Raw genomic sequence first — 21,347 nt, 5'->3', positions numbered from 1 at the left:
TACTGTTTTATGAGATTGCCACGTCAAGGCTTTGCCTCTCCTCGCAATGACGTTAATGCCTGTGACACCAAGTAACCAAAATAACCCAACCAATAAAATAAAAATAAAATGGAACAGTATGATATAGCCGTGATAGGTGGTGGACCTGGCGGATATGTTGCTGCAATTAGAGCAGCACAATTAAAGAAAAAAGTTGTATTAATAGAGAAAGAACATTTAGGCGGAGTGTGTCTTAATTGGGGATGTATTCCGACGAAATCTTTGCTTAAATCTGCTGAAGTGTTTGAGTATATAAAACACGCTAAAGATTATGGCGTTGATGCTGGTTCTGCTAAAATCGATATTAAGAAGATAGTTGAGCGTTCTAGAGAAATTTCAAATAAGCTAGCTGGCGGCGTTAAGATGCTACTTAAGAAAAATAAAGTTACTGTTATAGATGGAGTAGCAAAGCTTGAAGCAAATAAGGTAATAAATATTAATGATAACCTTAAAATAAAAGCAGATAATATTATTATCGCTACCGGAGCAAGAGCTAGAGTTTTAAAAGGATTTGAGCCAGATGGTAAACAAATTTGGACTTCAAAGGAAGCTATGATACCGCAGCATGTGCCGAAATCTATGATTATAGTAGGTTCAGGTGCAATTGGTATAGAATTCGCCTCATTTTATAATGCTATTGGGGTGGATGTTACAGTAATTGAAGCTCATAGCAAAATATTACCGGTGGAAGATATAGAGATTTCAAACCTTGCCCATAAAATTTTTGAGAAGAAAGGCATAAAAATTATTGCAAATGCTAAGCTAATTAAGCAAACAAAATCAAAAGATGGTTTAGAAATCGAACTAGAGCTAGCTGGTAAAACACAAAAATTACAAGCTGAAATTCTGCTTATGGCAGTAGGTATTGTAGCAAATACTGAAAATTTAGGGTTAGAGAAAACAAAAGTTAAAGTAGAAAACGGCTATATAGTTACTAACGGCTTGATGCAAACAGCAGAATCAGGGATTTACGCAATAGGTGACGTAGCAGGTGCACCTTGTTTAGCACATAAAGCAAGCCATGAGGGCATTATTGCAGCGGAAAACATTGCAGGCTTAAAGCCTCATGCTATCAATAAGCACAATATCCCTGGCTGCACTTATTCTTTACCGCAAATAGCAAGTGTTGGTTTGACGGAAGAAGCTGCAAAAGCCTTAGGTCATGAACTAAAAATCGGTAGGTTTCCTTTTATGGCGAATGGTAAAGCTCTAGTTGGCGGTGACGCTGAAGGATTGGTCAAAACTATATTTGATGCTAAAACCGGTGAGTTACTTGGGGCACATATGATAGGTTCGGAAGTTACCGAATTAATACAAGGATATGTAGTTTCAAAGAATTTAGAGGGAACAGAGCTAGATTTAATTAATACCATATTCCCGCATCCGACTTTATCGGAAATGATGCACGAGTCGGTCCTAGCTGCTTACGATAGGGCAATACATATTTAATCTCTCAGGGTTGGAAAGTTCTATAACTAAACAACCCTCAGCTATAAGCTGAGGGGTTATAAAGTGGAATCGATTAGAAATCGATCATCATTTACTGGCTCACCTTCTTGTTCATCAATATACTGCTGTATCATTTCGTCAGTAATATTACCTGAACTCACTGCCATATATCCTCTAGCCCAAAAATGATTACCCCAAAATTGTTTCCTTAAATGAGCAAATTCTTGCAATAATATTCTTGAGCTACTCCCTTTTAGATATTGTACAAGCTTACTTAAAGCCACTTGAGGACGGTATGAAATAAATATATGAACATGATCACAAGATACTTTACCTGAAATTATATATGCTTCATGTTCCATGCAAATTTGCCTTAATAAATCCCTGACTCTCTCAGCTACTTTTCCTACCAATGCTCTTTTTCTATACTTTGGTATCCATATAATATGTACTTTTAAATCATACTGGCTATGACTATTTTTTCTATAACTTCTCATATCTTTTTATAAATTCGTTGCTAAAGCAACTTCATTATATCTTCCCTTCGCCTGAAGGCGAGGGATTTTTTATCCCCGTAGGGGGACATTAATTAAGCCAGATATAATCAATTTTTAATCTCTCAGGGTTTAATTCCCCGAAGCTCTGCTTCGTGATATACTACTTGAATGGAAGAAAGCAGTTATATACATAAGATGACTAACGAATATTAGAATTACCCTCAACGAACATTAAAATTACCTATAAAAAAGAAGTAACTATGGACAGTAAAATCGAATAAAAATTTATTTTTAAATATTTAAATATTATTCGAGAATTACTGATGACATGTACAAATAACCAAGTAGGTATTTTAATGCAAAAGATCAAAAAATATAATCAGATAATTTCTGCTGCAAAAGCAGGTATGAGTGTAAAAACGGCACGTAAGTATTTACGTATTAATAAGTATCCAAGCGAATTACGCACAATACGTAAATATAGGACACGTAAGGATCCATTTGTGAAGCACTGGGATGAAATAGAATCAATGCTAGAATCAGCACCGGAGTTGCAAGCAACTACCATATTAGCATATTTGACAGAAAAGTATCATGGGAATTATACAGGAGTTTCGCACTTAGCAAAAAGTATGTTAATCTAGAGAAAAATAGTTTTAGATAAAAATGACAAGAACAAAATGTAGCAAGGACTTATATAAATCATTTTTACAAGCAAGTAGTGTCAGATATACTAGCAAGGCATTATCTGAAGTGAGTCCAGTAGATCTATCTCACGATAGTGCAAGTCGATGGTTAAAGAGTAAGGATTTTCGTCCTAGCGAAATCTATAAGGAAGTGTCAAAATATATAGATTGGGAAGCACCGTGTTTATTAGTGGGGGATGACACCTTATTATCAAAGCAATACAGCAATACAGTCAGAAGATTGAGCTTGTACGTTATCAAGTCCGTCCGCCAAAACTCTACAAGCCTTATAGATAATATGGTTTTAAGACAAGAAGTAATACAACAATCCGTAAGAAAATGATAAAATATGGTCATAAACCTTATGGATTTCAGTCAATGCCAATAGACAACATTATCAAATCGCAAGAACAAGGGAAACTGTTTGGTTATAAATTAAAAGAAGAATTAAACCCAAATAATAAGCTATATAAATTAAGAGAATTAATAAATTGGTCTAGGCTCGAAGAGCGGTTATCAAAAAATGTTTGTATTAAGAAATTTGGTAGAAATAGAAAATGTCATAGAGTGATGCTTGGCATAACGATGCTACAAGCAATGTATAATTTTTCAGATTCATTATCAGAGGAAGAGCTAAAAGAGAATATGTATTGGCAGTATTTCTGCGGGTGGGAATATATAGAAAAAGACATAGCTATCTCGGAAACTAGTATACGACGGTTTCGTAGTGTATTAGGTGAAGCTGGATATAATGAGATATTATCGGAGTTGATCAGGGTTGGGATAAAAACTAACACAATTAAAAAAAAAGATTTGGAATTAATCATCGCTGATACGACTGTACAAATTAAGAATATCAAACACCCACACGATGTTTATTTAATGGATAAAGCTAGGCTTAGCATAGTAAAGCTTTGCAACAGTTTGGGTATACATTTGAATGAAACATACGCTAGAACCTATAAACGCGATATAGTAAAGCTATGGAAATATAAAGAACATAGTAAAGCCAAGAAGCGTTGGAAAATAATGAAGCATTTAAAAATATTACTGGGTCGTTTGATTAGAGTATGTGAGCGTGAGATCAAAAATAAGCAATTAAACTTGTCTCTCAAAAATCAAGAAGTATTGCAAAAAATAAAACAAATACATAACCAATCTGTTTTAAAAAGAGAAGCTAAAAAGCAATATAAAGAAGATAACAAAGTATTATATAGTTTTCATGCCCCTGAAGTAGAGTGTATAGGAAAGGGAAAACGCAACAAGCCATATGAGTTTGGCAATAAAGTAGCGGTAGTAGTAAGTGGTCGTAGAAATTTTGTTTTATCCGCAAAATCGTTTCATAATAATCCTTATGATGGTCATACATTGCATCAGAGCTTTGAAGCAGTAGAGAGTGTCACTGGAATCAAGATAAAGAAATCATTTGTTGATCTTGGGTATAGTGGTAGCAATGTAAAGGAGAAGAGTAAGGTATATACCCCAAAAACGCGGAAGAAGTTGTTACAAGAGGACAAGTCTATGATCAAGAGACGCAGTGCCATAGAACCAATAATAGGTCACTTAAAGCAATATGGTCGGATGGGTAGAAACTTCTTGAAAGGTATGATAGGAGATATTATCAATCCAATAATCTCTGCTATTGGTTTGAATTTACGATGCATTGCAAATCATTTACAAATCGTGTCTAACTCCACATAAATCAAAAATATCATCATGCAAAAACTAGATGAACGATAAAAAATCGTTAACAATAGCTCCATATCAAAATTAGACCAACACAGAAATGTATCAGTAAAAATTAACATAACTTATTAATTTTTATTGAAAATCTTAGCAATTTGTTGTCAAAACTCTATCCCATTACAAATGATCAGGATTTGAAGTGTTTTTGGCGGATAGACTATTTAGTCCGTCCGCCAAAACTCTACAAGCCTTATAGATAATATGGTTTTAAGACAAGAAGTAATACAACAATCCGTAAGAAAATGATAAAATATGGTCATAAACCTTATGGATTTCAGTCAATGCCAATAGACAACATTATCAAATCGCAAGAACAAGGGAAACTGTTTGGTTATAAATTAAAAGAAGAATTAAACCCAAATAATAAGCTATATAAATTAAGAGAATTAATAAATTGGTCTAGGCTCGAAGAGTGGTTATCAAAAAATGTTTGTATTAAGAAATTTGGTAGAAATAGAAAATGTCATAGAGTGATGCTTGGCATAACGATGCTACAAGCAATGTATAATTTTTCAGATTCATTATCAGAGGAAGAGCTAAAAGAGAATATGTATTGGCAGTATTTCTGCGGGTGGGAATATATAGAAAAAGACATAGCTATCTCGGAAACTAGTATACGACGGTTTCGTAGTGTATTAGGTGAAGCTGGATATAATGAGATATTATCGGAGTTGATCAGGGTTGGGATAAAAACTAACACAATTAAAAAAAAAGATTTGGAATTAATCATCGCTGATACGACTGTACAAATTAAGAATATCAAACACCCACACGATGTTTATTTAATGGATAAAGCTAGGCTTAGCATAGTAAAGCTTTGCAACAGTTTGGGTATACATTTGAATGAAACATACGCTAGAACCTATAAACGCGATATAGTAAAGCTATGGAAATATAAAGAACATAGTAAAGCCAAGAAGCGTTGGAAAATAATGAAGCATTTAAAAATATTACTGGGTCGTTTGATTAGAGTATGTGAGCGTGAGATCAAAAATAAGCAATTAAACTTGTCTCTCAAAAATCAAGAAGTATTGCAAAAAATAAAACAAATACATAACCAATCTGTTTTAAAAAGAGAAGCTAAAAAGCAATATAAAGAAGATAACAAAGTATTATATAGTTTTCATGCCCCTGAAGTAGAGTGTATAGGAAAGGGAAAACGCAACAAGCCATATGAGTTTGGCAATAAAGTAGCGGTAGTAGTAAGTGGTCGTAGAAATTTTGTTTTATCCGCAAAATCGTTTCATAATAATCCTTATGATGGTCATACATTGCATCAGAGCTTTGAAGCAGTAGAGAGTGTCACTGGAATCAAGATAAAGAAATCATTTGTTGATCTTGGGTATAGTGGTAGCAATGTAAAGGAGAAGAGTAAGGTATATACCCCAAAAACGCGGAAGAAGTTGTTACAAGAGGACAAGTCTATGATCAAGAGACGCAGTGCCATAGAACCAATAATAGGTCACTTAAAGCAATATGGTCGGATGGGTAGAAACTTCTTGAAAGGTATGATAGGAGATATTATCAATCCAATAATCTCTGCTATTGGTTTGAATTTACGATGCATTGCAAATCATTTACAAATCGTGTCTAACTCCACATAAATCAAAAATATCATCATGCAAAAACTAGATGAACGATAAAAAATCGTTAACAATAGCTCCATATCAAAATTAGACCAACACAGAAATGTATCAGTAAAAATTAACATAACTTATTAATTTTTATTGAAAATCTTAGCAATTTGTTGTCAAAACTCTATCCCATTACAAATGATCAGGATTTGAAGTGTTTTTGGCGGATAGACTATCAATATTCTGGAGCTGTACATGATGTTATACCTGGTATAGGAATGGTAAACTTACTACATTACAATACTAAAATTGCTCAATCTACTCCCGTAGATTATAGAATATAGCTAACACGGGAAGGTTTTTACCATTGCTGCCGTTATTGCATCACGAAAATCTTTAAAGTTTTTAATAATTTTTCTCAAGTAATTTTTAAAATTAGCCCAACAGTGTTCAATAGAATTTAAATCTGGAGAATAGACCGGTAGATAAATAAGAGTACAACCCGCTTTTTCTATTAATTCCTTTACCAACGGTGACTTATGAATACTCGCATTATCCATTATTACACATTGTCCAGGTTTTAGTGATGGGCATAATAGCTCACCTACCCACTGATTAAATAATTGCTTATCAATATAACCGGAATGCTCTAACGGAGCAATTAATGCTTTGGTGCCCTTATTATAACCAGCCACTATATTTACTCGCTCAGTAGCAAAACCTGCTTGCTCTGAGTAAGCTCTTGTTCCTCTTTTTGACCATCCGTACAACATGGTTATATTATTACTTACCCCCATTTCGTCACAATACACAAGTTTATCAGATGCTATTTAATCAATATATTCCACAAATTGTTTTCTAGCTTCTTCATCCCTGCCTTTGTATTTTGGCTCTTTTTTTATATGTAATTTTCATTCTATGAAGCGTGTCATAAAATGTGCTCATTGGCAGCTCGGGCGCTACTGCATCTCTTATATCTATAGCTCGGCTATCAGGATTATTTGCTAAAAATTCAATTATATTCTCCTTATTAGTAAACCTAGCATCACGTCCACTTTGCAGATGTTGTCTTGAGCTGTAGTCTCCATTTTCTTTATAACGTCTAATCCAATTTGATATCGTATGACGCTCTATACCTAATAAGTCTGATATTGCTTTTATTCTATATTTAGAGGTTTTGTGAAGACTGATTACCTTATCTCTTAAATCCTGACTGTATGCTTTCATCTCTACCGTAGTTAAAATCATTATCTTACATTATTCTAAGGAATAATTCTAGTCGCGTTAGCTATAGAAGTGCGCTTAGCATGACAAATAGATAGTGTTGTTGAATCAATAAAATATATTCCTGTATCTTCACCTCGTAGTAATTGCAACATTATTGACAATGGCAATATTAACCTTGGCCATAATTGTACTATTCTACTATAACATGGTAAATTAAAGTAACCCTTATATTTATGCGGTAAGTAGTATAAATAATAGTTTTTAAAGTCCTTGCAAGGCGATAGATAAAAATATATGACTATTGTCATCAATTCTGCAAGACTTAATTTTCCTATTCTATGCCTTTGCTGATTTGTTGATAATAGACGGTGTTCTATCCATTCTTCATATATTTTACAAAAATTATCTACTAAATAATATACAGTTATGATACATCTTTTCATGTTGAGTTACTGATCTTTTATTAAAAAAATCTATCATAACTCAACATTAATCTCCTTTAAACCCTTTATCTATAAGCTTTCTATCTATCCCTTATCCTAAATTAGCGTTGACAGGCTCTTCCCGATGCGTCTTGCATATGAGCGATTTAGCTGAATTAAAGATATTTCTATTACTCTATTATGAGATTGCAAATCTTGATGGATATTATCAATAACATAACCATGATCTAAAAAGATTTGGCTAACTTGATCTGCTTGTTTATATCCTATTTCTAATATAATTTTACCATTTTGCTTTAGAAATTTTTTAGCATTCTCTGCTATGATTTTATAGCTCAGCAAGCCGTCTTCTTCGGCAAATAAAGCAATAGATGGCTCATAATTTATTGTCTCAATTGCCATTTCAGGCTTTTCGTTTATAGATATATATGGTGGGTTGCTAACTATAAGATCAAATTTTTGTTTTCCAATATTCTCAAACCAATCGCTATGAATAATTTGCAAACGATCCGTTACATCATGCTTTATGGCATTACTTTTTGTAACCTCTAGTGCATCAAAGCTTATATCAGTTGCGGTTATTTGACTATTCGGTAGTTCGAGTAATAGACTGATAGAGATGCAACCGCTACCCGTGCCGAGTTCAAGTATTTTTGTATGTGCGTCATTGCGAGAAGACGCTATAGGTGTCTGTGAAGCAACCTCAGGAATTTTGCCTGAGATTGCCACGCTCCTTTTAGTCGCTCGCAATGACAATTTGAATAAACCTAATACAACATCTATCAAAATTTCCGTATCGTTTCTTGGAATTAATACATGCTTATTAACGATAAACTCACGCGAGTAAAACTCTTTAACACCTATAATATAAGCTATCGATTCGTGCTTTAGTCTTCTTTCTAATACTTTTTCAACAGCTTCTATTTCTAGCTGGTTTAGTTGCTTTTCAGGATTAGCAAGCAGATATTCATGAGGTTTATTTATAGCATGCTGCAATAAAATGCGTGCTTCTAATTTTGGATTATTAATCCCAATTTGTTGTAATTTATAAGCTGCTTCGTTAAGAAATCCTTGTACAGAATATTGCATAGAAATTATAATATTATTATGTTTTTATGGGTGGATCATCTACCGGTGTCATTCCGTGGCTTGGGAACTAGATCCAGTAATTAAAAATACAGTTATGAAAAGCTCGATTTATCTCGCTTTATACTGGATTCCCGCTTTTGCGGGAATGACATCTGATAAAGTAAACCCCTCCATGTCCTTTGGTATTTCACAAGAAAATTCCATCACTTCATTACTGGTTGGATGGGTAAAGCTTAAATACCAAGAATGCAGGGCTTGGCATTTAAAATCTAATAATTTTGCCTTTAGTTCAGGCGAAGCATGGTTAATTTTTCGGTCGTTATTACCATATGTTTGATCGCCAACCACCGAGTGCTTTAAATGGCTTAGCTGCACTCTAATCTGATGAGTTCTACCGGTAGCAAGCTTGCACTCTACCATACTAATGCTGCCACCATAAAATATCTCTAGAGTTTTGTAGTAAGTCACGGCTTCTTTCCCACCATATTTCAATATCGTCATTTTTTGCCGATCGCTTCGACTGCGACCTATATTATTCTTAATCGTTCCCTCTAGTGGATTAATTACGCCCCAAACTAAAGCTTGATATTTCCGTATGACCTGCCTTTGCTCAATCTGATTGGCAAGCAACATATGTGCCTTATTATTTTTAGCAACCACCATTAAGCCCGTCGTGTCCTTATCTAAACGATGCACTATGCCAGGTCTTTCTGATGAACCGATATCGGATAGGTTTTTTGTATGGTGGAGTAGGGCATTAACAAGCGTATCATCATGATGTCCTGCCCCTGGGTGGACAGTCATACCGGCAGCTTTGTTGATAACTATTAAATCTTCATCTTCATAAACTATATCAAGTTTTATATCAGCTGCCTCGATTGTTAGCTCTTCTGGTTCTTTGAAAGAAAATAATATAATATCATTCTCCTTGACCAAAATATCAGAATCGAGAATAATCACATTATTAATTTGTACACAAGAACTTTTAATTGCCTTTTGAATCTGATTGCGTGAAACATTTTCAAGAAGTTGAGATAAAGCTTTATCAAGCCTTAAGCCGCTTAGTTCAGTAGGTACAGAGTATTCTAACATATTTTATTTATTTAATGAATAATACATTTAAATGGCTAAATGCAATCGGGGTTGAATATTATTGCTCAGAGCATCCGCCAAAATTAAAAATAAGCGATAATACCAAATTGGCTGAAAAGCCACAAGCAAAACCTACGCCTCAAAAAGAAAACGGGTTTAATATGAACGATAAAACACATGATAATATAAGCCTTGCAAGATCACTTGCCGATAAAGCCAATAATATAGCAGAACTAAAAGAATCTCTACTAAATTTTAATGGCTGTGACCTTAAGAAGCTTGCTACTAACACTGTATTTGGTGACGGTAATCCGGCAGCTAAAATTATGTTAATAGGTGAAGCTCCTGGCAGTAATGAGGATTTAAAAGGTATACCCTTTTGCGGTGAAAGTGGTAATTTACTTGATAATATGCTGCGTGCAATTGGGATTTCACGAAAAGATAATGCTTATATTACCAATACAGTGTTTTGGCGTCCACCTGCCAATAGGCAGCCAACTTTAGAGGAAGTAGATATTTGTAGACCTTTTGTTGAGAAACATATTGCTTTAGTTAACCCAAAACTCATTATTTTAGTTGGTAGCACTGCTGCAACTAGTCTACTTGGGAAAAATGCCGGTATTACTAAAATTAGAAAAGAATATTATTTTTACACCAATAAATATCTAGCCGCTCCTATCCAGACTACGGCAATGTTCCACCCTGCCTATTTACTCCGCCAACCTAGCCAAAAACGCACCTCTTGGTATGATTTGCTGAAGATCAAAGATTATCTTGAAAGTAAGAATTTGGTAACTGGTTAATTTTAGTTGCTTTATACTAATTGGTGTGTATATTCAACTTTTGATTACAGATATGTTATCTAGTTGCTTTACCACGGGAGGCATTGCCCGCGTGGATGCCAAGTCGTCATTGCGAGGAGCGAAGCGACGTGGCAATCTCAGGAAATAATGATGAGATTGCTTCGTCAAAACTTACAGTTTTTCCTCGCAATGACGAGAAAATGATCCACGCAGGCAATACCACCACGGGGTGACAATAATAACAATAATAGTTAATAGTAATCTAGAATAGACAATATCGGCTTTGGGATAATCATTATTTGATAGTGAGTAAAGATCACTAACTATAAATGTAACATTTCTGAGTCCTGCATTCTTAATTCTTTGCTGGGCTATTTGGATTTGTTGCTCGCTAATATCAACTGCATATACTTGCCCGTTATCACCTACTCTAGATGCCATGATCTCAGTCATTGTACCATTTCCACAACCAATATCCCAGATAATGGTGCTTTCTTTTAGACCAGCTTTTTCAAGTTGCTCTACAGAATGCCGCTTTAACATCTGGTGCTGAAAATCTAAATGTTTAGCTCCTGCTTTTCCTACACCTAATATGTAAGAATTCTTGTGTTTTAAATTATTATCATGAGTCATAGTTCGATACGTTCGTACAAGTAGCAAAAAATGAAGAGTGGCGCGCCCTAAAGGATTCGAACCTCTGACCTACGGATTAGAAATCCGTTGCTCTATCCAGCTGAGCTAAGGGCGCTGAAATGGGTGGATATGGTTTATGTGTTTCAGTACAGTGTTTTTATAGCTCTGAAACCGTTATTATTAGTGTCATCCTGCGGTGGCATGCCCGCGTGGATGCAAAATCGTCATTGCGAGGAGCGAAGCGACGTGGCAATCTCAGAAAATAATGATGAGATTGCTTCGTCAAAACCTACAGTTTTTCCTCGCAATGACAAGAAAATTACGAAGTAATTGTACGTACGCAATCCAGTAAAAAATACTAACTTATAACATTTCTTATTATTTTTCCTGGATTGCCACGCTCATTTCATTCGCTCGCAATGACGACTTTCGATCCACACAAAGAGGCCTTAAGCAGAAATGACATCGGAGTCATGTAACAACGCCGGAAATCCTCAACGCTGCAATCTAATATTTTTACAATTTCTCACCTATAAAGGTGGTGCCGGATATCGGATTTGAACTGATGACCTACCGCTTACAAGGCGGTTGCTCTACCACTGAGCTAATCCGGCTTATTCCTTATTTATTACTTGAACTGAAAACGTCATTGCGAGGAGCAAAGCGACGAAGCAATCTCAGGAATTTTACACTATTTCATGAGATTGCCACGCTCCTTAATAGTCGCTCGCAATGACGATTTGGTATTTACGCAACGAAAAAGCAGAAATCTAGTCACTTAAAAGTCTAAGTCACTAGATTTACTAAAATAAAATACGCAGAACTAATTAAAAGCTTAGGTTATCTCGCTTTTTTCTGAATCCCGTGGTCAAGCCACAGGATGACATTACGCTTCTTTAGCTTCTTTTTTACTTGGTTTAGCTTTACGGTTTTTTAGCTTAACTTCCATCTCTTTTTTAACTTTCTCAGGAAGAGCTATACCGGCTTGCTCGATAAATTTTGCAACTCTATCTGTTGGTTTAGCACCAGATTTAAGCCAATATTCTACACGATCCGCCTTTAGAACTACACGCTCACTACTATCTTTAGCAAGCATCGGATTATAAGTTCCAACTTTTTCTAAAAAATCACCATCCCGTGGTGCGGTTGCGTTAGCTACTACTACACGGTAAAAAGGACACTTTTTAGCACCGCCTCTAGCTAAACGAATTTTTACTGCCATATATTACTTCGATTATTTTATTTTTTCTTCTTTAAAAAGAACATGTTTTCTTACTTTTGGATCGTATTTACGAAAAGAAAGCTTTTCGGTTTGCGTTTTTGGATTACGCTTTTTTACTAAAAAAAAGCCTGTACCTGCGGTACTTACTAACCTTACCAAAATGTTTTTATTTTTCTTTGCCATTAGCTTATCGCCTAATCAAGATATTATAATATTCTAAGTAGAGCAGAATAAAACTAAATTAAGAAATAGTCAAGAAAAAACTCGGTTAACGCGTTTTTTTATTAGACTCCTTGCATAACGCAGTTAATAAAGAGGAATTTGCAGGAAACACGCAGTACAGCACCGCAGCGTACAAAAAAGTACGTGAGGATGCGAGCAGCGGGTTGACGCACAAATTACCTTTAGAAACAAGTTATGCCCACTTTACCTCCGGTGGTAGCGACATCAATATTGCCTCAACGTTGCCGTCAGTCATTAAGCCGAACTTTGTACCTCTATCATATAGCAAATTAAATTCTACGTACCTACCTCGTCTTATAAGCTGGTATTCTTTTTGTTCATCCGTCCAAGGTAAAAATAGCTTATTTCTAACGATTTCAGGGTATACTGATAATAACGCTTTGCCTACATCTTGCGTAAAAGAAAAATCTTGCTCAAAATTACCGCTATTTAGATAATCGTAAAATATTCCGCCGACTCCTCTCGGTTCTTTTCTATGCTTCAAATAAAAATATTCGTCACATTGATTTTTAAATTTAGGATAATAGCCAGAATCATATTTGTCGCATGCTTCTTTGAAAGCTGCATGAAATTTTGCTGTCTCGTCTTCTTCTGGATAAAAAGGTGTTAAATCACCACCGCCGCCAAACCAATTTTTTGAGGTTTCAATATAACGGGTATTGAAATGCATTGTAGGAATTAACGGAGATTTAAGGTGAGCAACTAATGAAATACCAGTAGCAAAAAACTTGCCGTCTAACTCCGCTCCTGGGATTTCGGCACGAAACGCCTTTGAGAATGCACCAAATACAGTGGATATATTAACGCCGACTTTTTCAAACACTTCCCCTTTCATGACGGACATAACACCACCACCACCACCATCACGTTCCCAGCTCGAGCGGACAAACTTACCCGGCTTTAAACCTTTTGCCTTTGCGTATTCTTCTTCGATTTTCTCAAATTCCGTGCATAATAAATCACGTAAATTAGTAAACCAGCTACTTGTTACTTCTCTATTTTTTTTGTTCATAACTATTTAACAACTGTTTGATTACTCTTCTCATCATATACATAATAATTAAAAATATAGCGGCAATAATCATGATATAGAAAGCTGGAGCATAAAATAATTTAGTATGCTCAACAAGCCAACGTGAAATAATCGGGGACGTACCGCCAAATATTGCTATCGCAAAGTTATAGCTGAAAGCAACGCCGGTAAATTTTTGTTCTGCAGTAAATAGAGAAATAACGAATATATATGCCGTACCTGCTATACTTCCTGCAAGCATGCCAAGAACAGTAAGTACTAGAATTTGCTGCCAAGTTTCTTCTGCCGACATAAGTAACATAGTCGGTAAGATCAATAGCAAAATTGCAGTACCAACTAACATACTCATCTTAAACTTTCCGATAATATCGGCAGCACCGCCAGCAAGCGGCATCGCAACCATTGCAATAAACAAGCTATAAGCTGAATAGGATAAAGCAATAGCATTATCAAAATGCATAACATTGTAATAAAACACATTTATATATGTTTTTACTAAATACATAATACTGCTAGCTATGGCACCTATACATATGGTCAAAAACATAGATTTCCAAGCTGTTTTTATTATGTTGGAAAAAGGAGCTTTAAGAACTTTTTTCTTTTTCTCAAGCATTTCAAAAATCGGCGTTTCTGAAACACGCAGTCGCAAGTAAAATCCGGCAAGTCCTATAAAACCGCCGAGAAGAAAAGCAAACCGCCACGCAAAATCAACATGGGAAAAATAACGCTCTATTATAATACCGATAAAAATTGCTACTAATGTGCCCACAATATTGGAACCATGTACTAAACCTGCTGTAAAACCAGGTCTTAAATTTTGACGATGTTCTAAAATGAAAATAGCAGCTCCTGTTCCCTCACCGCTAATACAAAGTCCCTGAATAAGCCGCATTATGATTAGAGTAACGGGTGCATAAACCCCAATATCTGCATATGAGGGGATCAGACCCATGATAAAGGTCGGGATAGTCATACCCAGCATAGATATTATCAAGGCAATACGCCTACCATATCTATCACCGATATAACCAAATAATATGCCTCCAATAGGTCTCGTTAAAAAACCAACGGCAAATACTGCAAGGCTTAAAAGAATCTGGATAAATTCTGACTCCCCAGGAAAGAAAATTCGCCCTATAATCGGCGAGAAAACTGAATATACAGTAAAGTCATAATATTCAAGTATATTCCCTGAAATGGCAGATAGAAAAATGAATTTAGATTTATTCATCGAACTCTAAATAACTTAATTACTAATTAGTTATTATAAACAAGTTCTATCATTTATAAAGTATAAATTTTTATCTAATAAAATTTGCCCTTTTTGCACGTCGTGCATCTGTAGCTAAATCTCCAGTAGCCTTTTCATTATCTTGCTTTCTTTTTAACTGAAGTTTTGACAAAAATTCTAATTTTTCTGACTAAAGTAAAAATTTATATTTAAAGTTAAATATTTAGTGCTTTTATCAGCTTAAAAGCGATATTTCTACAATTTAAAGTAAATTATTTGATATATAATACAAATTATAGATTGATACACTCGCCACTTTTTTTAATCTCTCAGGGTTTAATTCCCCGAAGCTCTGCTTCGTGATATACTACTTGAATGGAAGAAAGCAGTTATATACATAAGAGTCATAATGTCACAGTACTAATATATCATTTAGTAATGCCGGCAAAGTATAGAAGAGTAATATTCAATCAAGAACTAGATGATTATTTGTGTAAAATTTGTGAGCACATAGAAGATCGTTATGAAATTAGATTTTTAGAAATAGGAGTAGATAAACTGAAGTTTTGACAAAAAATTTTTATTAAAAAAAGTGGCGAGTGTATCAATCTATAATTTGTATTATATATCAAATAATTTACTTTAAATTGTAGAAATATCGCTTTTAAGCTGATAAAAGCACTAAATATTTAACTTTAAATATAAATTTTTACTTTAGTCAGAAAAATTAGAATTTTTGTCAAAACTTCAGGATAAAGATCACGTACATTTTTTATTACAGTCAATACCAATGTATAGCCCAACAAAAATAACTCAAATCATAAAAAGTATTACTTCTAAGAAAATGTTTGAGAAATATCCAAATCTTAAAGAAAAATTATGGGGAAGTGAGTTTTGGATTAAAGGATATTTTATGAGCACAGTAGGTAAACATGGTGATGAGCAGAAATTACCAGGAGTTTCGCACTTAGCAAAATTGTGTATTAGTTAGAAGCCATTTAATGTTGTTCTGAATTGATGTTTTTATAACTTCCCAAGTTTGTTGATATAAAGTAATGTTTTCATTTATCCTCCTTTTGTTCATATCAAGCCAGGCCAATACAGCAAGGCAAATATGATTTCTTTGAGCTCGACCCGTGCGTGCCTGACAGCATTCAATACCACAAGTTTGTTTCAATTCTCGATGATAAACTTCTATAGACCAACGCGCCTTAACAATTTTCTCTATTTGCTCACGTGTAGGATTCTCTAAATTAGTTGTTATGTAATCAATGCGACCATTTTTTGCCACAAACTTAAATACCGTAACCCAACCGTATCCACGTAGGTGAATTTTTAGCCCTTCATCGGGAATCTCTAAAGTTTCCAAGCTAACATTACGATTAACTTTTCTATTTTTTCTTAGGTTGGTAACCCATATCCAACCTAAATTACGTATATGTTTTAAATTATCCAAACCACTATACCAAGCATCCATAACTATAGCATCAGGCTTGATACCTCTTTCTTTAGCTAAAGTAAGCATATCACAAAAATGCTCGTTCTTTGTTTTACCATCAGTTTCTTTATCATATATTCTATAATCTACAGGAGTAGATTGATCAATTTGAGTATTGTAATGCAGTAAGTTTACCATTCCTATACCAGGTATAACATCATGTACAGCCCCAGAATATTGATAATTTACAAGCTCGATCCTCTTACTGTATTGCTTTGACAATAAGGTGTCATCTCCCACTAATAAACAAGGATCTTCCAGATCAATATATTTTGACACTTTGCTATAGATTTCGCTAGGGCGAAAATCCTTACTCTTTAACCATCGACTTGCACTATCGTGCGATAGATCTAATGGACTTACTTCAGATAATGCTTTGCTAGTATATCTTACACTACTTGCTTGTAAGAATGATTTATATAAATCTTTGCTACATTTTGATCTTGTCATTTTTATCTAAAACTATTTTTCTCTAGATTAGCATATTATTTGCTAAGTGCGAAACTCCTGATTACGTAATTATGTACAGAATCAAGGTTCAGGCAAACCTTCTTATAAAGTCCCTCCGCCAAAACTCTAAAAAATATCACTTGTGTCACTAATTTCCAAAAATAGTGCGATTTTAGAGCAAATTACTCTAATTTTGAGGGCTGATTTTAAATTTTTGTATTAAAAACCACACTATTTCCCAAAATGCATTCATTTTTTTATTGTCATTTTTTTGTATTTCCATAAGCTTTTGATATAAAACCTTTCATTTTCTTATGGATTTTACTATGCATTTTTGCCTTAAAACCCTATTGCCTATAAGGCTTTTAGAGTTTTGGCGGACGGACTATAAAGCATTTCAACAAAAACAGTTAAAGCTTTTTGGATAGATACCTCGTAGCTCTGCTGCGAGGAGCATCATTCAGTTTACTTATTAAGTATTTTTCTATATCTTCTCGAGTCTTAAAACGTTGCTTATCTCTTATATTTAATGATTCATCACGAGCACAGTAAAAATTCTCTATAGCTCTGTATACACTTGACCAACTACGCTGAAAATATTTATTAGTTGTTAATTCAACAACAGATCTTGCTTTAACGCTATCATTAGTTACTAGTGATAGTATTAATTCTAAAACCACATCTTGATTATAGGGAAAAATTTTTTATTTCTTGCAACATTTCTTGTATAATCATACACACTAAAACCCCTTTTGTATTTGAGCGTATTTATATCATCACTTATAAGTTTGGCTATCTTTTTGTCAAAACTTCAGTATAAACATAAAATTATTAAAATAATAGTAAAAATGCCGGAACTTCCTGAAGTAGAAACTTTAAAAAACTCCCTAGAAAGTAAATTAATAGGGCTTGTTATAAAGAAAGTGGATTTTAAAAGAGATAATCTACGTTATAAATTATCTGCTGATTTAGCTGACCAAATCGTAAATACGAATATAATAAATGTTAGGCGTCGTGCTAAATATTTAATAATCGACTTTAATAATCATCATTCTTTAATAGTTCATTTAGGTATGAGCGGCAGGTTTACTTTGCAACCGAATAATTATGAAGTCAAAAAACATGACCATGTAGTTTTTAACTTAAGTAATAATGAAAAGCTGATTTTTAACGATACTCGAAGATTCGGGATGATTTACAGCTTTCGTACCGAGCTTTTGGAGAAAGATTTTTTTGCTAATCTAGCGTTAGAACCTCTATCTGATTTATTTGAGCTTCAATATTTAAAAAGTAAGCTGATGAATAAAAAAGTGCCGATAAAAAATTTACTCATGGATAATAGAATTGTCGTTGGAGTCGGCAATATTTATGCTTCTGAAAGTCTTCATTTAGCTAAAATTCATCCTGATAAATTCGGAAAAGATTTAAACGATGATGAGATAAAGAATTTAATTACAGCAGTTAAGAATGTTCTATCTAAAGCTATAATTGCTGGCGGCACTACCCTTAAAGATTTTGTTAATGGCGATAATAAACCAGGTTATTTTACACAGCAACTTATGGTTTATGCAAGAGACGGGCAAGAGTGCCTAAGCTGCTCTAGTAGCATTATTAAGACTAAACACTCAGGAAGAAGCACTTTTTATTGTAAAATCTGTCAAAAAGCTTGACTTATTTTTTAAAGCCATCTATAAAGCCTGTCATTATTTACTCAATCAATAGTTGAAATCATATGAAAGTAAAGCCGGTTATTATGGCAGGTGGCAGGGCTTTGTTGCATAAATAAGATTTGTAGAGCAAGAGTGGTGATAATCTGGTAAGATGTCCTGAATTAAAAATAATCCAGATTATATGAGATCTCGGAAGAAAGCCCCTTTTAGTAAATCACGCAAGTATTCTAAATATAAAATAACGAATTGGTCAGAATATAATAATTTTTTACGCAATAGGGGTCGCATAGATTTTATGATTGCCAGTGATTTGGCGATTGGCTGGTATGCTGATTACAGAGAGGAAATGAAACGAGGAAGACCTAGACGCTATAGTGATCACGCTATATTACAGTGTTTGAAGATCAGATGCTTATTCGGTCTTAAGTTACGCCAAACCCAAGGCTTTATAAACTGGCTCTTTGAAATATCGGGTTTATCTATTAGATGTCCAGACTATACAACATTAAGTAAGCGTATGAAGTCATTAGATCTTAGGTATTTACATGGAAATCAAGATAAAGAATTTAGTTGTATTTCAATGGATAGTACAGGGATACAAGCCTACACAGGGAACGAATGGCTAGAAAATAAGCATGGTAAGCAATATAAGCGTCGCATATGGAAAAAGCTACATATCGTTATAGAAGATCAAGGTATGATACTTGCCGATAGTACCACAGAGCATACTATAGATGATAGATCACAGATTGGACTACTAATAGCTAATGTCAGAGCCAAGGATTTTCTGGGAGATCGAGGGTATGACGGTGAATCTACATATCAATTGTTGAGAAAGAAGAAGATAAAACCAGTTATTAGACCCCCAAACTCTTCAGTAAAAGTTCAATCGCTTAGGGATAAAACTGAGAGAGATGCAGCTGTTATATATCAACAAAACAAAGGATACCAAGCATGGAGGGTAAAGAATAATTATGGTAGAAGGGAGCGTGTAGAGAACACGTTCTTTCGATTTAAAACTTCTTTTGGTAGTAAGTTTCTATCAAGACATGATCAAAATATGACAAAAGAAATGTCTATTAAATGCCACTTATTAAACAAAATGTTTGAAATTGGTAAACCTATCTCTGTGCCTGTTGGCTAGGCTAGCATTGCGGGGTTAGGGGCAGTATATTCAAAAGCTTATTTATGCAACAAAGCCCTCTTGCTTCGTATCTGAGGCAATAACTCATTGAGCATATTGGTTTTACCAGTACCAGTAGTACCAGTAATTAGTATATGCTGTCTTTCACTATCCTTAACAATAGGAAGTCCTGCAAACTTAATGTTAGATGCTGCTTTTTCTTTTGCAAGGATTTTGGTAAGCTCAGAAGCTTCAACATAATCCATGCCTCTTAATTTCTGATTACCTATTGGAGTCTTTTGCAATGATTGTGTAAATTTTTGTTGAGCCTATATTAGAAGTAACTAAACAACCCTCAGCTATAAGCTGAGGGGTTATAAAGTGGAATCGATTAGAAATCGATCATCATTTACTGGCTCACCTTCTTGTTCATCAATATACTGCTGTATCATTTCGTCAGTAATATTACCTGAACTCACCGCCATATATCCTCTAGCCCAAAAATGATTACCCCAAAATTGTTTCCTTAAATGAGCAAATTCTTGCAATAATACAGGAGTTTCGCACTTAGCAAAAAGTATGTTAATCTAGAGAAAAATAGTTTTAGATAAAAATGACAAGAACAAAATGTAGCAAGGACTTATATAAATCATTTTTACAAGCAAGTAGTGTCAGATATACTAGCAAGGCATTATCTGAAGTGAGTCCAGTAGATCTATCTCACGATAGTGCAAGTCGATGGTTAAAGAGTAAGGATTTTCGTCCTAGCGAAATCTATAAGGAAGTGTCAAAATATATAGATTGGGAAGCACCGTGTTTATTAGTGGGGGATGACACCTTATTATCAAAGCAATACAGTCAGAAGATTGAGCTTGTACGTTATCAATATTCTGGAGCTGTACATGATGTTATACCTGGTATAGGAATGGTAAACTTACTACATTACAATACTAAAATTGCTCAATCTACTCCCGTAGATTATAGAATATATGATAAAGACACTGATGGTAAAACAAAGAATGAGCATTTTTGTGATATGCTTACTTTAGCTAAAGAAAGAGGTCTCAATCCTGATGCCATAGTCATGGATGCTTGGTATAGCGGGTTGAAGAATTTAAAACATATACGTAATTTAGGCTGGCTATGGGTTACCACCCTAAGGAAAAATAGAAAAGTTAATCATAATGTTAGCTTGGAAAGTTTAGAGATACCCGATGAGGGGCTAAAAATTCACCTACGTGGATACGGTTGGGTTACGGTATTTAAGTTTGTGGCAAAGAATGGTCGCATTGATTACATAACAACGAACTTGGACAATCCCACACGTGAGCAAATAGAGAAAATTGTTAAGGCACGTTGGTCTATAGAGGTTTATCATCGAGAATTAAAACAAACTTGTGGTATTGAACGCTGTCAGGCACGCACGGGCCGAGCTCAAAGAAATCATATTTGCCTTGCAGTATTTGCCTGGCTTGATATGAATAAAAGGAGGATAAATGAAAACATTACTTTATATCAACAAACTTGGGAAGTTATAAAAACATCAATTCAAAACAATATCAGATGGCTTTTAACTGATTCGCAACTTTGCTAAGT

At 34.5% G+C, this 21,347-nt stretch carries 20 protein-coding genes, 2 tRNA genes and 8 pseudogenes; 13 read left to right on the top strand and 17 right to left on the bottom strand.

Features of this window, described 5'->3' with window-relative positions:
- Positions 1-108 precede the first annotated feature (108 nt).
- Entirely contained in the window at positions 109-1,488 is a 1,380-nt protein-coding gene (gene lpdA / locus AAHI98_RS09870) for a dihydrolipoyl dehydrogenase (protein WP_342225769.1), read from the top strand.
- 56 nt (positions 1,489-1,544) lie between these two features.
- Here lpdA and tnpA (AAHI98_RS09865) read toward each other — a convergent pair whose 3' ends face one another.
- Complete coding sequence (gene tnpA / locus AAHI98_RS09865; RefSeq protein ID WP_342225002.1) at positions 1,545-1,985, bottom strand: IS200/IS605 family transposase; 441 nt, start codon at positions 1,983-1,985, stop codon at positions 1,545-1,547.
- A 323-nt stretch (positions 1,986-2,308) separates the two neighbouring features.
- Between tnpA (AAHI98_RS09865) and AAHI98_RS09860 the strand changes: the two genes are divergently transcribed.
- From AAHI98_RS09860 to AAHI98_RS09840, 5 genes and pseudogenes are all read left to right on the top strand, one after another.
- The gene (locus tag AAHI98_RS09860) at positions 2,309-2,629 is read left to right on the top strand and encodes a hypothetical protein (protein WP_342225768.1); all 321 of its coding nucleotides are present in this window, start codon (positions 2,309-2,311) and stop codon (positions 2,627-2,629) included.
- A gap of 22 nt (positions 2,630-2,651) precedes the next feature.
- Positions 2,652-2,932 (top strand): annotated as a pseudogene (locus AAHI98_RS09855) (IS701 family transposase); the annotation flags it as partial.
- Between the two features lie 78 nt (positions 2,933-3,010).
- Entirely contained in the window at positions 3,011-4,372 is a 1,362-nt protein-coding gene (locus tag AAHI98_RS09850) for an IS5 family transposase (protein ID WP_342225295.1), read from the top strand.
- A gap of 287 nt (positions 4,373-4,659) precedes the next feature.
- Complete coding sequence (locus AAHI98_RS09845) at positions 4,660-6,021, top strand: IS5 family transposase (protein WP_342224717.1); 1,362 nt, start codon at positions 4,660-4,662, stop codon at positions 6,019-6,021.
- Positions 6,022-6,218: 197 nt separating this feature from the next.
- Positions 6,219-6,332 (top strand): annotated as a pseudogene (locus AAHI98_RS09840) (IS701 family transposase); the annotation flags it as partial.
- 3 nt (positions 6,333-6,335) lie between these two features.
- On the opposite strand, the gene AAHI98_RS09835 reads toward AAHI98_RS09840, so the two are convergent.
- The 5 genes and pseudogenes from AAHI98_RS09835 to AAHI98_RS09820 all read right to left on the bottom strand — a co-directional run bounded on the left by AAHI98_RS09835 (position 6,336) and on the right by AAHI98_RS09820 (position 9,842).
- On the bottom strand, positions 6,336-6,803 hold the full coding sequence (locus AAHI98_RS09835; protein WP_342225765.1) for an IS630 family transposase: 468 nt from the start codon (positions 6,801-6,803) through the stop codon (positions 6,336-6,338).
- Between the two features lie 55 nt (positions 6,804-6,858).
- A complete protein-coding gene (locus AAHI98_RS09830; protein WP_342225764.1) occupies positions 6,859-7,239 on the bottom strand; it encodes an IS630 transposase-related protein in 381 nt (126 codons plus the stop codon).
- A gap of 44 nt (positions 7,240-7,283) precedes the next feature.
- Positions 7,284-7,661: pseudogene (locus AAHI98_RS18175) on the bottom strand (transposase family protein); the annotation flags it as partial.
- Between the two features lie 102 nt (positions 7,662-7,763).
- Positions 7,764-8,750 (bottom strand): annotated as a pseudogene (trmB, locus tag AAHI98_RS09825) (bifunctional peptide chain release factor N(5)-glutamine methyltransferase PrmC/tRNA (guanosine(46)-N7)-methyltransferase TrmB); the annotation flags it as partial.
- A 108-nt stretch (positions 8,751-8,858) separates the two neighbouring features.
- On the bottom strand, positions 8,859-9,842 hold the full coding sequence (locus AAHI98_RS09820; RefSeq protein ID WP_342225763.1) for an RluA family pseudouridine synthase: 984 nt from the start codon (positions 9,840-9,842) through the stop codon (positions 8,859-8,861).
- A gap of 14 nt (positions 9,843-9,856) precedes the next feature.
- Between AAHI98_RS09820 and AAHI98_RS09815 the strand changes: the two genes are divergently transcribed.
- On the top strand, positions 9,857-10,645 hold the full coding sequence (locus tag AAHI98_RS09815) for a uracil-DNA glycosylase family protein (protein WP_342225762.1): 789 nt from the start codon (positions 9,857-9,859) through the stop codon (positions 10,643-10,645).
- Between the two features lie 171 nt (positions 10,646-10,816).
- On the opposite strand, the gene AAHI98_RS09810 is transcribed toward AAHI98_RS09815, so the two are convergent.
- From AAHI98_RS09810 to rpmG, 5 genes are all read right to left on the bottom strand, one after another.
- Entirely contained in the window at positions 10,817-11,278 is a 462-nt protein-coding gene (locus tag AAHI98_RS09810; protein ID WP_342225761.1) for a class I SAM-dependent methyltransferase, read from the bottom strand.
- Positions 11,279-11,316: 38 nt separating this feature from the next.
- Positions 11,317-11,393 (bottom strand) — tRNA-Arg (locus AAHI98_RS09805).
- Between the two features lie 424 nt (positions 11,394-11,817).
- Positions 11,818-11,892, bottom strand: a tRNA-Thr gene (locus AAHI98_RS09800).
- A gap of 272 nt (positions 11,893-12,164) precedes the next feature.
- On the bottom strand, positions 12,165-12,500 hold the full coding sequence (gene rpsP / locus AAHI98_RS09795) for a 30S ribosomal protein S16 (RefSeq protein ID WP_342225760.1): 336 nt from the start codon (positions 12,498-12,500) through the stop codon (positions 12,165-12,167).
- Positions 12,501-12,512: 12 nt separating this feature from the next.
- Positions 12,513-12,683 carry a 50S ribosomal protein L33 gene (rpmG, locus tag AAHI98_RS09790; RefSeq protein WP_011478029.1) on the bottom strand — a complete coding sequence of 57 codons (171 nt, stop codon included), beginning with the start codon at positions 12,681-12,683 and terminating at the stop codon, positions 12,513-12,515.
- A 110-nt stretch (positions 12,684-12,793) separates the two neighbouring features.
- Between rpmG and AAHI98_RS09785 the strand changes: the two are divergent.
- Positions 12,794-12,926: pseudogene (locus AAHI98_RS09785) on the top strand (palindromic element RPE1 domain-containing protein); the annotation flags it as partial.
- Here the strand turns inward: AAHI98_RS09785 and hemF are convergent.
- Together hemF and AAHI98_RS09775 are read right to left on the bottom strand one after the other, a co-directional pair.
- Positions 12,916-13,755, bottom strand: coding sequence for an oxygen-dependent coproporphyrinogen oxidase (gene hemF, locus AAHI98_RS09780; protein WP_342225759.1), 840 nt, complete (start codon positions 13,753-13,755; stop codon positions 12,916-12,918). The pseudogene AAHI98_RS09785 and the gene hemF overlap by 11 nt on opposite strands.
- Positions 13,739-15,010, bottom strand: a complete 1,272-nt coding sequence (locus tag AAHI98_RS09775) for an MFS transporter (protein ID WP_342225758.1) — start codon at positions 15,008-15,010, stop codon at positions 13,739-13,741. The genes hemF and AAHI98_RS09775 overlap by 17 nt, the downstream gene beginning before the upstream one ends.
- A 375-nt stretch (positions 15,011-15,385) precedes the next feature.
- On the opposite strand from AAHI98_RS09775, the pseudogene AAHI98_RS09770 reads away from it, so the two are divergent.
- Both AAHI98_RS09770 and tnpA (AAHI98_RS09765) read left to right on the top strand, forming a co-directional pair.
- Positions 15,386-15,568, top strand: a pseudogene (locus AAHI98_RS09770) (transposase); the annotation flags it as partial.
- Between the two features lie 178 nt (positions 15,569-15,746).
- Positions 15,747-16,001 (top strand): IS200/IS605 family transposase, encoded by a 255-nt coding sequence (gene tnpA / locus AAHI98_RS09765; RefSeq protein ID WP_342225757.1) that lies wholly within the window; start codon positions 15,747-15,749, stop codon positions 15,999-16,001.
- Here tnpA (AAHI98_RS09765) and AAHI98_RS09760 read toward each other — a convergent pair.
- Both AAHI98_RS09760 and AAHI98_RS09755 read right to left on the bottom strand, forming a co-directional pair.
- Positions 15,978-16,958 (bottom strand): IS701 family transposase, encoded by a 981-nt coding sequence (locus AAHI98_RS09760; protein ID WP_342224656.1) that lies wholly within the window; start codon positions 16,956-16,958, stop codon positions 15,978-15,980. The two genes, tnpA (AAHI98_RS09765) and AAHI98_RS09760, sit on opposite strands and share 24 nt — an antisense overlap.
- 410 nt (positions 16,959-17,368) lie before the next feature.
- Entirely contained in the window at positions 17,369-17,638 is a 270-nt protein-coding gene (locus tag AAHI98_RS09755; protein ID WP_342225756.1) for a hypothetical protein, read from the bottom strand.
- A 168-nt stretch (positions 17,639-17,806) separates the two neighbouring features.
- Here AAHI98_RS09755 and mutM point away from each other — a divergent pair, with 168 nt between their 5' ends.
- Positions 17,807-18,628 (top strand): bifunctional DNA-formamidopyrimidine glycosylase/DNA-(apurinic or apyrimidinic site) lyase, encoded by an 822-nt coding sequence (gene mutM, locus AAHI98_RS09750; protein WP_342226168.1) that lies wholly within the window; start codon positions 17,807-17,809, stop codon positions 18,626-18,628.
- Between the two features lie 181 nt (positions 18,629-18,809).
- The gene (locus tag AAHI98_RS09745) at positions 18,810-19,772 is read left to right on the top strand and encodes an IS5 family transposase (RefSeq protein ID WP_342224734.1); all 963 of its coding nucleotides are present in this window, start codon (positions 18,810-18,812) and stop codon (positions 19,770-19,772) included.
- Positions 19,773-19,828: 56 nt separating this feature from the next.
- Here the strand turns inward: AAHI98_RS09745 and AAHI98_RS09740 are convergent.
- Both AAHI98_RS09740 and AAHI98_RS09735 read right to left on the bottom strand, forming a co-directional pair.
- A pseudogene (locus tag AAHI98_RS09740) lies at positions 19,829-20,029 on the bottom strand (type IV secretion system DNA-binding domain-containing protein); the annotation flags it as partial.
- A 96-nt stretch (positions 20,030-20,125) separates the two neighbouring features.
- Positions 20,126-20,305 (bottom strand): annotated as a pseudogene (locus AAHI98_RS09735) (transposase); the annotation flags it as partial.
- 59 nt (positions 20,306-20,364) lie between these two features.
- Here AAHI98_RS09735 and AAHI98_RS09730 point away from each other — a divergent pair.
- Positions 20,365-21,345 carry an IS701 family transposase gene (locus AAHI98_RS09730; RefSeq protein WP_342224818.1) on the top strand — a complete coding sequence of 327 codons (981 nt, stop codon included), beginning with the start codon at positions 20,365-20,367 and terminating at the stop codon, positions 21,343-21,345.
- Positions 21,346-21,347: the final 2 nt, after the last annotated feature.

It is taken from the genome of Rickettsia endosymbiont of Urophora cardui (genome assembly GCF_964030725.1).
GTDB lineage: Bacteria > Pseudomonadota > Alphaproteobacteria > Rickettsiales > Rickettsiaceae > Rickettsia.
This window is presented reverse-complemented; position numbering and strand designations above follow the sequence as displayed.

Bases quoted from the DNA above. Each gene is read 5' to 3' on its own strand.
- rpmG (WP_011478029.1), bottom strand. From the start codon at position 12,683: ATGGCAAAGAAAAATAAAAACATTTTGGTAAGGTTAGTAAGTACCGCA.
- AAHI98_RS09760 (WP_342224656.1), bottom strand. From the start codon at position 16,958: ATGACAAGATCAAAATGTAGCAAAGATTTATATAAATCATTCTTACAA.
- AAHI98_RS09830 (WP_342225764.1), bottom strand. From the start codon at position 7,239: ATGATTTTAACTACGGTAGAGATGAAAGCATACAGTCAGGATTTAAGA.
- lpdA (WP_342225769.1), top strand. From the start codon at position 109: ATGGAACAGTATGATATAGCCGTGATAGGTGGTGGACCTGGCGGATAT.
- AAHI98_RS09815 (WP_342225762.1), top strand. From the start codon at position 9,857: ATGAATAATACATTTAAATGGCTAAATGCAATCGGGGTTGAATATTAT.
- AAHI98_RS09775 (WP_342225758.1), bottom strand. From the start codon at position 15,010: ATGAATAAATCTAAATTCATTTTTCTATCTGCCATTTCAGGGAATATA.
- AAHI98_RS09850 (WP_342225295.1), top strand. From the start codon at position 3,011: ATGATAAAATATGGTCATAAACCTTATGGATTTCAGTCAATGCCAATA.
- AAHI98_RS09730 (WP_342224818.1), top strand. From the start codon at position 20,365: ATGACAAGAACAAAATGTAGCAAGGACTTATATAAATCATTTTTACAA.
- AAHI98_RS09860 (WP_342225768.1), top strand. From the start codon at position 2,309: ATGACATGTACAAATAACCAAGTAGGTATTTTAATGCAAAAGATCAAA.
- AAHI98_RS09745 (WP_342224734.1), top strand. From the start codon at position 18,810: ATGAGATCTCGGAAGAAAGCCCCTTTTAGTAAATCACGCAAGTATTCT.
- tnpA (WP_342225002.1), bottom strand. From the start codon at position 1,985: ATGAGAAGTTATAGAAAAAATAGTCATAGCCAGTATGATTTAAAAGTA.
- AAHI98_RS09845 (WP_342224717.1), top strand. From the start codon at position 4,660: ATGATAAAATATGGTCATAAACCTTATGGATTTCAGTCAATGCCAATA.
- mutM (WP_342226168.1), top strand. From the start codon at position 17,807: ATGCCGGAACTTCCTGAAGTAGAAACTTTAAAAAACTCCCTAGAAAGT.
- hemF (WP_342225759.1), bottom strand. From the start codon at position 13,755: ATGAACAAAAAAAATAGAGAAGTAACAAGTAGCTGGTTTACTAATTTA.
- AAHI98_RS09810 (WP_342225761.1), bottom strand. From the start codon at position 11,278: ATGACTCATGATAATAATTTAAAACACAAGAATTCTTACATATTAGGT.
- rpsP (WP_342225760.1), bottom strand. From the start codon at position 12,500: ATGGCAGTAAAAATTCGTTTAGCTAGAGGCGGTGCTAAAAAGTGTCCT.
- AAHI98_RS09820 (WP_342225763.1), bottom strand. From the start codon at position 9,842: ATGTTAGAATACTCTGTACCTACTGAACTAAGCGGCTTAAGGCTTGAT.